Origin of the sequence: Actinacidiphila paucisporea, assembly GCF_900142575.1 — a bacterium.
Taxonomy (GTDB): Bacteria; Actinomycetota; Actinomycetes; order Streptomycetales; family Streptomycetaceae; genus Actinacidiphila; species Actinacidiphila paucisporea.
Map to the genome: position 1 here is coordinate 102,877 of NZ_FRBI01000010.1, position 13,265 is coordinate 116,141.

A 13,265-nucleotide genomic window follows, 5' to 3' on the forward strand; every position below is an offset into this window, starting at 1 on the left:
AGCGGGGCGTAAATGAGCCGCGCCCCCGTCGGGGCCTTGGTGGGGTCGGCGCTCGCCGATACGTCAGCGCAACGACCGGGCAGGGCCGCGCGCCGGAGCCGGAGCAGCTCCCTTGCAGGGCCTCAGCGCGGTCGGCGCTCGCCGGTGCGTCGGCGCAACGACAAGGCCGGGCGAGGCTGGCCCGTGGGGACGGGCCGCCGGGCGGGACGGGCCGGGCACTGGGGGGCGGAGTGGACCCGTAGCGGGCCCCGGCAGTGGGCGCCTTCCGGTACGGCGGCGCAGCGATCCGACCGGGCCCGGCTGGGCACCTGGGTCCGGGGTGCCGGGGCCGTTGATGGTGGCCCACCAGGGGAGCGGGGCGGCCTCCGGGGCCGGGCTCGGCAGGGGGTCCGGTGCGCCACCCCCCGGGGCGGCGGCACCGCTGAGCTGGCCGTACCCCGTGGAGCCGTCGCGGCAACGTGTCCGCACCGTTACCGGGCGAGCGGTTGACGAAACGTCACTGCAATCCTACGGTCCTTCACACGTAACTTTCGTAAAACTCACCGATCGGATCGGAGCCGCGCTCCCCGGCTCCCGGAGGAGCGTGTGCTGACAGTGCCGAGAATGAAACGTTTCGCCACCCTGCGGACGGCCGCCGCCGTGGCCGCGGTGACCGCACTCGCGCTCACCGCTTCCGCCTGCGGAAGCGGTTCCGGGGCGTCCGGGTCAGGGACGCTCACGGTGTGGTCGTTGCAGAACGACACGCTCAATCCGGTACAGCAGAGTTCCGTCGCGTCCTACAACGCGGCGCACCACGCGAAGGTCACGATGAAGACCTTCGTCAACGACCCGTACAAGGCCAAGCTCCAGACCGGGCTCGGCGGCGCCGAAGCCCCCGACGTCTTCCTCAACTGGGGCGGCGGCAACCTCGCCGAATACGTCAAGGCCGGCAACGTCGCCGACCTCAGCACCCGGCTGGACTCCGGCTTCCGGAAGGAGTTCCTGCCCAGCGTGCTGGCCGGCGGCACCGTCGGCGGCAAGGTCTACGGGGTCCCGATGGAAGGCGTGCAACCCGTCGCACTCTTCTACAACAAGACCGTCTTCGCCGCCGCCGGCATCAAGGAACCACCCGCCTCCTGGGCCCAGTTGCTCACCGACATCGACCGGCTCAAGGCCCGGCACATCACGCCGATCGCCCTGGCCGGCTCGCAGTCGTGGACCGAACTGATGTGGCTGGAATACCTCCTCGACCGGGTCGGCGGCCCCCGGGCCTTCGCCGCGATCGAGGCCGGCAAGGCCGGCGCGTGGCAGGACCCGGCCGTCGCGACCGCGCTGTCCATGATCCGCGACCTGGTCGACCGCGGCGCCTTCGGCAAGAAGTACAGCACCCTCGGCCAGGACTCCGGCGGCGCCAACGCGCTGCTGTCCAGCGGCAAGGCGGGCATGGAACTCATGGGCTCCTGGGCCTACGCCGATCTCCTGACCACCGCCCCGGCCTTCGTCAAGGCCGGCAAGCTCGGCTGGACGACCTTCCCGACGGTGCCGGGTGGCAAGGGCGACCCCAGGAACGTGGTCGGCAACCCCTGTAACTACTTCTCCGTCACGGAGAGATCCGCCGACAAGAGCGGGGCCGTCGACTTCATCGAGAAAACGGTGGCGCAGCCGTCGTACATCGCCGACCTGCTGTCCATCGGCCACGTGCCGGCGATCGCCGGCATCAAGGGCCAGCTGATGGGCGGGGTCAACCCCGAGTACACCGGCTTCATTTACGGGATGGTCGCGGACGCGCCGACGTTCACGCAGTCGTGGGACCAGGCGTTGGCACCGGATGTGTCGGCCGAGATGCTGACCGACCTGCAGAAGGCCTTCAACCGGCTGATGACGCCGAAGCAGTTCGTCCAGGCCATGGCCTCGTAAGGGCCTGGCCGTTGCGATGGCCCTGGGGCCAATTCCGGGTTAGGGGACCGGTTCCGAGCCGGACGCATTACGATCCCCCTTCCGGGCGGTAGCACATCGTGCGGGCCGCGTGACGGTCCGGAGCAGCGGGAGACGGGGTCGGATGACGGACGCCAGGGCCAGGCTGCACGGCCGCGAGCGGGTGGTGGAGTACACCAGGGCGGCCCTGGTGCGCCGCGGGGTGCCGGATCGGCCGCTGCCCATCGTGCTGCTCGCCGGGCCCCGCGGGTCCGGCGGGTCGGTGCTGCTGGACGCGCTGGGGGCGCAGTTCGCCGACGAGTGCCTGAGCGTGCGGCTCGACCTGCGCTCGGCGCAGGGCGTCGAGGACATCGTGCTCGCGGCGGTCCGCGGCCTGGGGCGGCGCATCGCGGGAATAAGGGCGATCGACTTCCCGCGTACCGCGATGCTGCTCAAGGCACTGAGCTTCGTGGACACCGGCGGCGGCCGTACCGCCTTCGAGACGTACCTGCGCGCCCGCGCGCAGGACGCGCAGGCGCAGTCGTCGCTCAACGACTGGGGGAACCGGGCCGCCGTGCTGCTCAGCCCGGAGCAGCGCGGCCTGGTGGAGGTGCTGACCGGCCTGCTGGGCGCGCTGCACTCGGCGGTGGGCAGGCACCGGGACGGCAGGGCGCTGCGCTGGCTGGCGGAACGCGGCGACGGCGGCCGGGAGTACGACTCGCTGTGGGAGCTCTACCGGCTGCACCACGCCCAGGACGCGCCGACCGGCACCCCGCGGGTGGTGGCGCGCACCCTGTGCGCGGCGCTGCTGGCGGACTTACGGGCCGACTTCAACGACTCCTGGCCGCGCATGCAACGCCCGCGCAACTGCCTGCTGTTACTGGACAACGCGGGTGGCAGGACCGCCGACCTCTTCCTCGAACTGCTCGCCGAAGGACGCCGGGAGTCCGCCGCGGCCGGCGAACGCCCCGACCCCGCCGTGGTGGTGGCCGTCCAGCGGGGCCGGGTTCGGCCCGAGGCGGACCGGTTGCTCGACCCGACGGACGAGCGCCTGGAGTTCGGCATACGCCACCCCTTCGCGCCCGGCGGCGACGGGCACCCGGTGTGGTGGTATCCGGTGGCGCTGGCCGACCTCAACGGCGAGCAGGTGCTGGGCCTGTGCGCGAGCAGCGTGCTGGGGCGGCACAACCGCGACGCGGACTTCCTCTACGAACTGACCGGCGGCCACCCGGAGTCCACCGACCGGCTCGCCTATCTGCTGGCCCGCTTCGGCCGCACTCCCCCGCGCGACCCGCGACGCCCGCCCGCGGAGGCGCCGGAGCCCTTCGACCCGCGGCAGCTGCTGAGCGGGCGGCTCACCTCCGACCACGCCCTGCCCGACCACTGGCCGGCGCCCGCCACGGCCGACTCCACCGTCGAGGACTACCTGCTGCGGCGGGCCCTCGCCGACCACCTCACCGCGGGCCCCGACGGCAGGCTCGCGCCCGGCGACAACGCCCCGCTCAACGCGATGGCGGTCCTGGCCGCGACACCCGGCCTGCGCCGCGGCGCCTGCAACGCGGCGCTGCACTACCTGGGGTGGGACGGCGTCGACGCGGACTCCGCGCAACTGCGGCTGACCGCCTCGATGTGGCTGGACGAGACCCCGGAGGGCGACGCGACCCGGCTGCACCCGCTGGTCGCCCTGCTGCTGCGCCGCTGGCTGGCCCGTGCCCCCGACACCTGGCGGGCGGTGCACACCGGTTACGCGACGCACTATTCGAGCCGCGCGGACGCGCCGCTGCGGTACCACCACACGCTGGCGCAGGTGGAGTCGACCCGGCGGGAACCGCTGACCACGGTGGTCGGCCACCTGGACGAGGAGTACGAGCGCAGCGCGACCTCGCAGGACTGGCTGCGCGTACTCGACCAGGTCACCGCGGCGCCCAACCGGCTGAGCACGCCGCTCGACCCGCGCACCTTCGTCACCTCGCTGGCGGGCCCGGCCGAAGCGCGCAACCGGCGCCGGACCATCACCCGCCTGACGGTGGCCCGCTGGCTGCACGCCGACCGCTGCTTCGACCCGTCGCACCAGCTGGCCCACACCGTCGCCACCGAGTACGAGCACCTGGCGGAGATCACCGAGGACAACGAACTGCTCTATCGGCAGGCGGGGTTGTTCCGCCGTATCGAGAACAACTGGAAGGACTGACGACCGAGCTCCCGTCGTGGCCGGCCGAGGCACGAGGCCGTCCGCAAAGGGAGCGAGGAGGAAAGTCCGCCCCAACAGGAAAGCAGGACTGACGACCGAGCTCCCGTCGTGGCCGGCCGAGGCACGAGGCCGTCCGCAAAGGGAGCAAGGAGGAAAGTCCGCCCCAACAGGAAAGCAGGACTGACGTGCATCTCCTCGCCTCCGTTCGCGGGTATGTGGCGCGCCTCCCGGTCGGCGCCAGGAGGCTGCTGGCTGCGGCCTGCGTGCTGGCGCTGGCCGCCGTCGCCTACGGCGTCTACGTGCCGGTCGACCACCTGCTGAACAAGCCGTGCATGCGCAAGGGCGCGACCACCGTCACCCACCAGGGCGCGAACGGCGAGTGCGTGGGCATCACCGACGGCAGCTACGCCTTCCACCCCTCGCTGCAGGGCGCCGAGGACAAGATTCGGGAGGAGAACCGCAAGATCGTCGCGGACCACCCGAAGAACTACGTGAGCGTGGTGATGCTGCTGCCGATCTCCGCCGACACGGGCAGCATCCTGTCGATGCCGAACGCGCTGGAGCAGATCGAGGGCGCCTTCACGGCGCAGTATTACGCCAACCGCAACAACGTCGCAGGCATCTCCCCCTACGTCCAGTTGCTGATCGGCAGCGACGGCTACCAGGCCAACGCCTGGCAGGCGGCGGTCTCCACGATCGAGAACGACCACGGCCGGCACATCGCGGCCGTGACCGGTTTCGGCCTGAGCCTGGCCGGCACGGAGAGCGCGATACGCGACCTGACCACGCACAGCATCCCCGCTTTTGGCGCGACCCTCACCTCGGACAACTACGACAACATCAAGGGCTTCGTCCGGGTCTCGCCCAGCAACGTGGACAACATGGCCGCGGCCCTCTCCTACGTCGAGTCCGACTACCAGCGGGCGGTGCTGGTCGAGGACGGCAACGCCGGTGACTCGTACGACGTCACGCTCGTCAGCGGCTTCAAGAAGTTCTCCGACACACCAGGCCACCGGATCGTCGGCGTGGAGCCGTACGACACCACCGAGCGCGACCGGGACGGGCAGTCCGCGGAGGAGCGCAAGCGGCACCAGGCCGAAGTGGCCACCAGGATCAGCCAGATGACGACCAACATCTGCGCCGCCCAGCAGCCGCGGCCCGCGGTGGTGCTCTTCGCCGGCCGCGGGCAGGACCTGGGGGTGCTGGTGCACGCCTTCTCCAACACCTGCCTGGACAGGCAGATCCGCATCGTCAGCGGTGACGACGTCACGAACCTGCCCGACAGCCCGCAACTGCGGGCGGACCTGCGCGGCCATGTCACCGTCGACTACGCGGGCGTGGCCCACCCCGGCGAGTGGGCACCGTCAGCCGCGGCCGACAAGGTCCACGCGCAAGCCGTGAAGAACGGCTCCCAGGCTTTCCTGACCTTCAACTCGTACTTCCAGAAGCGCTTCCCCGGCGGCTACCTCGGCGACGGCAACGCGATGATGGCCCACGACGCGGTGCTCACCGCCACCGCGGCGATCCGCCTCACCGAGCAGGAGCAGCCGCAGCCGGACGCGGTCCTCAACGAACTGGGCGCCCTCCAGGGCGCGCACATGGTGCTGGGCGCCAGCGGTCCCATCAAGTTCACCGCCAATTACCAGACCAGCCACACGGGCAGCAATCCGGTCGACAAGCCGATTCCGATCATCCGCCTCACCCCGCAGGGCAACCCCCGCGTCCTGACGGTGAAATGGTCCGGCCAGGCCCCGCCGGTGAGCTGACCGATAAGGTACGGACGAGAGCACGGCCACGGTCCTGAGGGGGAGCGACGGTGCACGTGAGCACGCGCATATCGGCTGGTGACGGCCCGGTGGCATCGTCCACGCTGACGTCGGCGGTGGTGCACTCCTCGGGTGCGGTCTGCACCCGGCTGGCCCGCTTCGACCTGCCCCCCAGCGGCGGCGACACGGTGACCGTGCGCGTCACCGGGCTGCCGCCGACCCTTTACGAGGAGTCGCTGCGCGGCCGGGTCGTGAGCGGGCCGGACGGCGGGGACGGGGCGGTCGGACCGCGGGTCACCGACATCCGCGTCGAGTTTGGTGCGACGCTGCGCCGCGGTGACGAACTGCCGCGGCTGCGGCTGGACCTGGAGGACGCCGAGGACCGGCAGTCGCGGCTGCGGGACCGCAGGGAGCGGCTCGCCGCCGAGGTCGCGGAGGTCGCCGCCCTGCGCGCCGAACCCCCCACCCCGCGCCGCGGCGACCCGCCCCGCTGGGCGCCGGTCGAGTCGATCCTCGCGCTGGCCGGCTTCGTCGACTCCCGTCTGGCGGCCCTCCACCGCCGCCTGCGTGACGTCGAGGAGGAACTCGCCCGGGCCGACCACGAGTCGGACGTCCTGCGCCACCGCCTGGCGGAGGCGTCCAGCGCGGTCGACACGGGGCGCGCGGCGCCGACGGCGACGGCGCTGGTGACCCTCGCGACGGGCCGGACGCCCGGCAGCGGCCCCGCGCCCGACGACGGCAAGGACGGTCCGGGCGACGTCCTGGCGTCCGCCGGCCCCGAGGAACCCGACGTCATCGAGCTTGAGGTGGAATACCACGTCCCCGGGGCCACCTGGGCGCCGGTCTACCAGCTGCGGCTCGACGGTCGCAGCGGGGCCGGGACGCTGGTGCTGCGGGCCTGCGTGGCGCAGCGCAGCGGGGAGGACTGGGCCGGGGTGCGGCTCGGGCTGTCCACCGCGGATCTGCTGCGGCGGGCCGACCTGCCCGACTTGCGGTCGCTGCGGATCGGGCGGCGGCAGGAGGCGCCCGCCGACCTCAGCTGGCGCGAGCCGCCCGCCGGGCTCGCCGACCTCTTCACCGGCTACGACGCCGCCGTCGCGCCCAGGACCTCCGGCCTGCCCCTGCCGCCGCCGTCCGCGCACGCCCCCTCCCTCCCGGCGATGCTCGGCGGCTTCGGAGCCGCCGCCGACGCCTTCGCCCCCGCCGCGGCCCAGCCCTTGGCACCGGTCGCTTCCGCCGCACCCATGGCCCGCTCGCGCGGGACCATGGCGCGTAAGGCCCTCGCGGCGGTCGCGCCCGGGGGCGCGCCGACCGGCTGGGCGGAGGCGGTGGAGTCGGCCGACGAAGCGGGTACGGCGGGCGCCGCTCCCCTGGCACCCGGCGCCGACCTGCTGGACTACGCCCGGCTGACCCTCGCCGGGCCCGACGCGGGCGAGGAGCGCGGCACGCTGCGGCCCGCCTCCCGGGCCGCGCACCCGGTCGCCGCCGAATACCGGCGGCGGGCCGCGACGGTCTCCGCGCTCGCCCGCCCCGCGCACGCCGTGGACGTACGGAAATCCGCCGGGTCCTTCGACTACCGCTTCGACACCGCCGCCCCGGTGGACGTCGCCGCGGACGGCCGCTGGCACACCGTGCCGGTCAGCGAGGTGCCGGTGGCGACCGAGTTCGAGTACGTGTGCGTGCCCGCCGTCGACCCGGCGGTCTTCGGCACCGTGCTGGTGACCAACACCTCGCCGCACGCGCTGCTGGCCGGTCCGGTGGACGTCATGGTCGACGGCGACTTCGTGCTCACCGCCCCGCTGCCGACGCTGGCCGCCGGGCAGCGGCAGTCGGTCGGCGTGGGCGTCGCGGAGAGCGTACGGGTCGCGCGGCGGGCGCACATGCGCGAGTCGACGGCCGGGCTGCGCGGCGGTACGACGGTGCTGGACCACACCGTGGAGATCGACGTCGCCAACCGGCTCCCTTACCCGGTCGTCGTCCAGGTGCGCGAGCGCGTGCCGGTGTCCACGGACAAGGACGTGCGTATCGAGGAGCACAAGGCGCGTCCGCCGTGGGCCGCGGCGGAGCGGCCGGTCGACGGGCAGGAGGACGACTACGTGCGCGGGGTGCGCAGCTGGCGCGTGGCGCTGGAGCCGGGCAGCACCGCGACCCTCAGCGGGGGCTACGAGATCCGGGTGCCCGCGGGCAAGGCCGTCGTCGGCGGCAACAGGAGGAACTGACCGTGGACGACACCCTGCACACCGGCCAGGACGCCGAGACGCCGGGCGGCCTGCCCGAGCTGACCGCGCTGCCGATCACCGCGGTCACCCTCATGGAGGACCGCGCCCAGGTCGAGCGCGCCGGCGGCGTGAGCCTCACCGCGGGGGTGACCCGGCTGCGGGTCGGCCCGGTCACCCCGCTGACCGCGGACCGCTCGCTGCGTGCCGACTTCCCCGCGGACAGCGGCGCCCGGGTGGTCGACGCGCGCGTCGTCCGCACGTACACCCCCACCCCGCCCCGCGAACCCGGCCGGGACGCCTCCGGGCTGCGCCGCGAAGTGCACGAGCTGGAGCAGGAGTCGGCCGACGCCGAACTGCTGCGGCAGCGGCTGGAGAGCGCGCTGGCGGTGATCGGGCAGGCCAGGACCGATCTGCACCGCGACATCGTGCAGGGCGCGGGCGGCGGCGACGCCGACCCCGAGCGCTGGGCCGACCGGCTGGACCGGGTCGAGCAGGAGGCGGAGCCGCGCATCGGCGAACTCCACAAGCTGCGCCGCCGGCTGCACGACCTCGCCGAGGAGCTGGGCGAGGCGCGGCAGGCGCTGGCGGCGGTGGAGACCGAGCCGCAGCAACTGACCGCCTATCTCGACGTGGTGGTCGAGGCCGAGCGGGACGCCACGGCCGAGCTGCGGGTGACGGGCCTCGTGCCGTGCGCGCTGTGGCGGCCCGCCTACCGGGCGACGCTGGCCGCCGACCGGAAGTCGGTGCGGGTGGAGACCGACGCCTTCGTGTGGCAGGAGACCGGCGAGGACTGGACCGGGGTGCGGCTGACGCTGTCCACCGCCCGCCCGACGCTGGCCGCGAGCCCGCCGGTGCTGGCCGACGACGTCCTGACGCTGCGGGAGCGCTCGGTGGAGGAGCGGCGCGCGGTCGAGGTGAACCTCCGCGAGGAGGAGATCCGTCACGCCGCCGACGCGTCCCCGGCCGCGTCCGCCACCCTGCCCGGGCTGCACGACGGCGGCGACGTCCGCGTGCTGGCCGCCCCGCACCCCGTCAGCGTGCCGTCCGACCACCGCCCGCACCGGGTGCACGTGACGTCCTTCACCGCCCCCTGCACCGTCGAGAACACCTGCGCCCCCGAACTGTCCCCGCTGGTGGTCACCACCGCCCGCCTCACCAACACCTCGGGCCATGTGCTGCTCGCCGGACCGGTCGACCTGGTCCGCGGCAGCGGTTTCGTCGGCCGCGGGAAGCTCGACTTCGCGGGCGCGGGAGAGGACTTCGAGGTCCCCTTCGGCAGCGAGGACACCTTCCGGGTCGTCCGCCACACCGAGGAGAGCCGCGACACCACGGGCCTGGCGGCCATCAACCAGCGCACCGTCCTGTCCCGCAAGGTGCGCCTGTTCGTCTCCCGCCTGGACGCCCGGCCCGGCGACCCCGAGCACGAGATCACCGTGCGCGAACGCGTCCCGGTCTCCGAGGTCTCCGCCGTCGAGGTCGACCTCCGCACCGCCGACTGCCAGCCCCCGCCGGACAGCCTCGACGCCGAGGGCATCGCCCGCTACACCCTTCGCCTGCCCCCGGGCGCCCACCGCGAGATCACCCTGGCCTACGACATCACCGCCGCCGCCTCCGTGACCGGCCTCTAGGAGGGCTTGGTCAGGTGGACGGCCGCGCGGCCTCTCACTCCTCCCGTTCCGCGGCCTCCGCCGCTTCCGCGACCCGCTTGATGCGGGCCAGCCTGCGGTCCCAGTCGGCCGCCAGGGCGACCATCCAGCGGGCGGTCGCGTCCAGGGCCGCCGGGCGGACCTCGTACCGCACCTCGCGGCCCACGCGGCGGCCGCCGACCAGCCCGGCCGCGTCCAGCACGGCGAGGTGTTTGACCACCGCCTGGCGGGTGACGGGGAGCCGCTCGGCCAGTGTCGTGGCGGTCACCTCGCCCTGCGCGGCCAGCAGGTCGAGCAGATGGCGCCGCGTCGGGTCGGCGAGCGCGGCCAGCACCACGTCGACGCCTTCGGCATCCGAGGCGCCCTCGCCGGTCCCGGCGCCGCTTTCCCTGTCGGTCACCCCGCCTGCTGTTCCGCGCGTGCCCGGAGGTCGTCTATGACCTGTGCCCAGCCGCCCGTGTTGTCCCGGTGGGCACCGCTGCGCAGCTCCTCCGAGCCGCTCAGCGCCGCGAACCCGCTCTCGACCACCCGCAGCCGCGTCCGGCTCCCCTCCGCGGTGAGGGTGAACTCCACCAGCGTGCTGTTGCCCTCCCCCGGCTCCTGCCCGGCGAAGGCGCTGGCCCAGCGGTAGGCCAGATACGTCGGCGGGTCGACCTTCTCGACCCGCACCGGGAATTCGCCGTACTCCGCGTGCTTGGCCACCACCAGCTCGCCCTCCCTGGCCACCGTCCCGGACACACTCCCCGCGTCCGCCGCCCAGAAACCCGGTTCGGCCACCAGCGACCAGACCCTTTCCACCGACGCCTCGATCAGCGTCTCGCGCTCGATACGGTCCTCAGCCATGGCAAGCTCCTTCGTCCGTCCACCCACGATCAGTGCAACTCCAGGGTTGCACGTCCCGCCCCGAGGTGCAACCCAGGAGTTGCACCATCACCCTTCCGGGGCGCGGCCGGGCGCGCATTGCCAGGGGTCCCGGCCTCGATTACCGTCTCCCTTGTGCATCAGGGAATGAGGCTGGTCTGCCGCCTCCACGTCGACCTTCTGCGGTCGGCGAGCGCACTGTGTCCGTAGGGCCGCCGGCGCCGTAGTACCGCCCGACGGTCGCTCGTCGTATCACCGCGCCGCCCCGGCGCGCGGGCACCTCCCGACACCTCCTCGGACATCCCTCCAGGGCGATCACCGGCAGCGCCCTGCTCTCTGCTGCGCAACGGAGTCCCGGCATGAGCCACGAACATCTCTGGTACATCCCCAACACCGTCGAGCCCGGCCATCGCGGCGACGACACGACCACCGGGTGGGGCACGCTCGACTTCTCCACCGAGCTGGCCCTGGCCGCCGAGCGGCACGGGTGGGGCGGTGCGCTGCTCGGCACCGGATGGGGGCGGCCCGACACCTTCACCGTGGCGACCGCGCTGGCCGCCCGCACCACCACCTTCAAGCCGCTGGTGGCGATACGGCCCGGCTACTGGCAGCCCGCGCACTTCGCCAGCTCCGCCGCCACCCTCGACCAACTCAGCGGCGGGCGGCTGCTGATCAACATCGTCAGCGGCCTGGACAATGCGGCGGCCTACGGCGACGGGGAGGCCGACCCGGCCCGCCGCTACGACCGCACGCTCGAATTCCTCCAGCTCGTGCGGCGGTTGTGGACCGAGGAGAACGTCACCCACCGCGGCGACTTCTACGCCGTCGAAGGCTCGACGGTCAGCCCGCGGCCCTACGGCGCCGAGCAAGGCCGCACCCCGCGGCTCTACTTCGGCGGAGCCTCGGCGGCGGCCGAGAAGGTCTCGGCCGCGGAAGCCGACGTGCAGCTCTTCTGGGGTGAGCCGCTCGACGGCGTCGCCGAGCGGATCGACCGGCTCAGGACGCTCAGCGCGTCCCTCGAACGGGCCCACGCACCGCTGGAGTTCGGGCTGCGGATCACCACGCTGGTACGTGACACCACCGAGGAGGCCTGGCACGACGCCGAGGCGAAGGTCGCCTCGATGGCGGACCGCGCCGCCGACTCCACCATCACCCGCCAGCGGCGGCAGGCGGTCGGCCAGCAGCGGCTGCACGACCTGGCCGAGCGCGGCGAGGTGCTCGATTCCTGCCTCTACACGACGCCGGGCAAGTTCGGCGGCGGCGGCGCGGGCACGACCTGGCTGGTCGGCTCCCCCGACGACGTGGCCGAGGCGCTGCGCGCGTACGGCAAGCTCGGCATCACGCACTTCGTGCTGTCCGACACCCCTTACCGGTCCGAGATCGCCCGCGTCGGCGACCAGTTGCTCAGCCGGCTGCGGGAGCGGAACCCGGTCTGACGGGTCCCGCCCCCGGGGTGCGCGCCTACCGGGCCGGCTACCGCCAGTCGAAGCGGTAGGCCCGGTAGGAGTTCACCCCGGCCGGGAACTGGGCGTTGAAGAGCAGCTCGCCGCGGCGGCCGAACTCCGAGACGTACGGCAGCGAGCCCCACCCGACGACGGTGTGGCCGTCGCCCAGCGGCTGCGCATTGCCCTGCGACGACGCGACGAGCGTCGACGGCTGGGCTTCGGAGGCCACCAACGTGGCGGTACGCGTACGGGGGTTGATGCGTACGGTGGCCACCCGGCTGTACGGCAGCTCGGAGACCGCGCCGGAACCGGTGTTGGCGATGCCGGCGGACTCGTTGTCGAAGAAGCTGTAGAGGCCGCCGCCGAGCGGCTCCGGGTCGTGCTGCCAGGCGAAGATCGTGTCCTTGCTGTTCAGCACCTGCCCCGGCGCCGCCTTCAGCGCGAACGAGCCGGCCTTGCCGCCGACCTGCCACAGGATGCTTCCCGTGCGGTGCGAAACCTCGTACGCCGTCCAGGTGTTGCGCGCGTCGACCAGCAGGTTCCCGCCGGTGTCCAGCTTGACGGCGTTGACGTGGAACCAGTCCCACGGGGTGTCCGCCGAGGCCGGCAGCGGCTGCTCGCTCTGCGCGTACGGCACGTGGTCGGCACTGTTCCACTCGAAGAGCACCTTGCCGGTACGGATGTCGACCTCCTGCACGACCCCGTCGATCACCTTCTGGTCGGCGGCCCCGCCGATGGAACGCAGGTCCGCGGTCTTGACCGTGTACGCGAGGATCAGCGCGGTGTTGCGCGGTGTGATGAGGAATTCGTGGCCGTCGGCGGAGTAGCCGTTGCCCGCCCTGACCTCGGCGATCTTCTGGTAGTGGTCGTTGTAGACGACGTCGACCCCTTGGGCGGCCCCGCCCAGGCCGGTCCCCTCCCACCAGGTGAGGACCGGCTTGCCGTGGTAGGTCTGCTTGCGGAAGTCGGCGGCCGACTGCCCTGCGGGCAGCGCGTGCGACCACACCGTCTCGCGCCCGTCCTGGCTGAGGATCTCCACCCCGCCGGCGTACTTCCCGGCCACGGCGTTGGGCGACACGAACAGGTCGCCGTGGGCGGTGCCGGGCTTGTCGGTGAGGACGGTGACCGGCGCGAGGGGAAGGCTGTCAGCCGGTGCGGGTGCCGCTGCCGCGACGGTGGCGGGGACGACCGCGGCGGCGGCCGCGGCCAGGGCGTATCGGGTCAGGGACTTCTTGCGCATGGTG

At 73.2% G+C, this 13,265-nt stretch carries 9 protein-coding genes; 6 read left to right on the top strand and 3 right to left on the bottom strand.

Annotation, left to right across the window (positions count from 1 at the left end):
- The first annotated feature begins 603 nt into the window (after nt 1–603).
- From BUE44_RS17085 to BUE44_RS17105, 5 genes are all read left to right on the top strand, one after another.
- Nucleotides 604–1,896: an extracellular solute-binding protein gene (locus BUE44_RS17085; protein ID WP_073499218.1), complete on the top strand. Its 1,293-nt coding sequence runs from the start codon at nt 604–606 to the stop codon at nt 1,894–1,896.
- A gap of 142 nt (nt 1,897–2,038) precedes the next feature.
- A complete protein-coding gene (locus tag BUE44_RS17090; protein ID WP_073499220.1) occupies nt 2,039–4,084 on the top strand; it encodes a hypothetical protein in 2,046 nt (681 codons plus the stop codon).
- 185 nt (nt 4,085–4,269) lie between these two features.
- Entirely contained in the window at nt 4,270–5,850 is a 1,581-nt protein-coding gene (locus BUE44_RS17095; RefSeq protein ID WP_073499222.1) for an ABC transporter substrate-binding protein, read from the top strand.
- Nucleotides 5,851–5,906: 56 nt separating this feature from the next.
- The gene (locus BUE44_RS17100; protein WP_235002212.1) at nt 5,907–8,069 is read left to right on the top strand and encodes a DUF4139 domain-containing protein; all 2,163 of its coding nucleotides are present in this window, start codon (nt 5,907–5,909) and stop codon (nt 8,067–8,069) included.
- Between the two features lie 2 nt (nt 8,070–8,071).
- On the top strand, nt 8,072–9,697 hold the full coding sequence (locus BUE44_RS17105) for a mucoidy inhibitor MuiA family protein (protein WP_265737160.1): 1,626 nt from the start codon (nt 8,072–8,074) through the stop codon (nt 9,695–9,697).
- Between the two features lie 34 nt (nt 9,698–9,731).
- Here the strand turns inward: BUE44_RS17105 and BUE44_RS17110 are convergent, their stop codons facing one another.
- Both BUE44_RS17110 and BUE44_RS17115 read right to left on the bottom strand, forming a co-directional pair.
- A complete protein-coding gene (locus BUE44_RS17110) occupies nt 9,732–10,115 on the bottom strand; it encodes an ArsR/SmtB family transcription factor (RefSeq protein WP_073499224.1) in 384 nt (127 codons plus the stop codon).
- Nucleotides 10,112–10,558, bottom strand: coding sequence for an SRPBCC domain-containing protein (locus BUE44_RS17115; RefSeq protein WP_073499226.1), 447 nt, complete (start codon nt 10,556–10,558; stop codon nt 10,112–10,114). The genes BUE44_RS17110 and BUE44_RS17115 overlap by 4 nt, the downstream gene beginning before the upstream one ends.
- 377 nt (nt 10,559–10,935) lie before the next feature.
- Here BUE44_RS17115 and BUE44_RS17120 point away from each other — a divergent pair, with 377 nt between their 5' ends.
- Nucleotides 10,936–12,012 carry an LLM class flavin-dependent oxidoreductase gene (locus tag BUE44_RS17120; RefSeq protein ID WP_073499228.1) on the top strand — a complete coding sequence of 359 codons (1,077 nt, stop codon included), beginning with the start codon at nt 10,936–10,938 and terminating at the stop codon, nt 12,010–12,012.
- Nucleotides 12,013–12,049: 37 nt separating this feature from the next.
- On the opposite strand, the gene BUE44_RS17125 is transcribed toward BUE44_RS17120, so the two are convergent.
- Nucleotides 12,050–13,261 carry an arylsulfotransferase family protein gene (locus BUE44_RS17125; protein ID WP_079189819.1) on the bottom strand — a complete coding sequence of 404 codons (1,212 nt, stop codon included), beginning with the start codon at nt 13,259–13,261 and terminating at the stop codon, nt 12,050–12,052.
- Between the last annotated feature and the right edge of the window lie 4 nt (nt 13,262–13,265).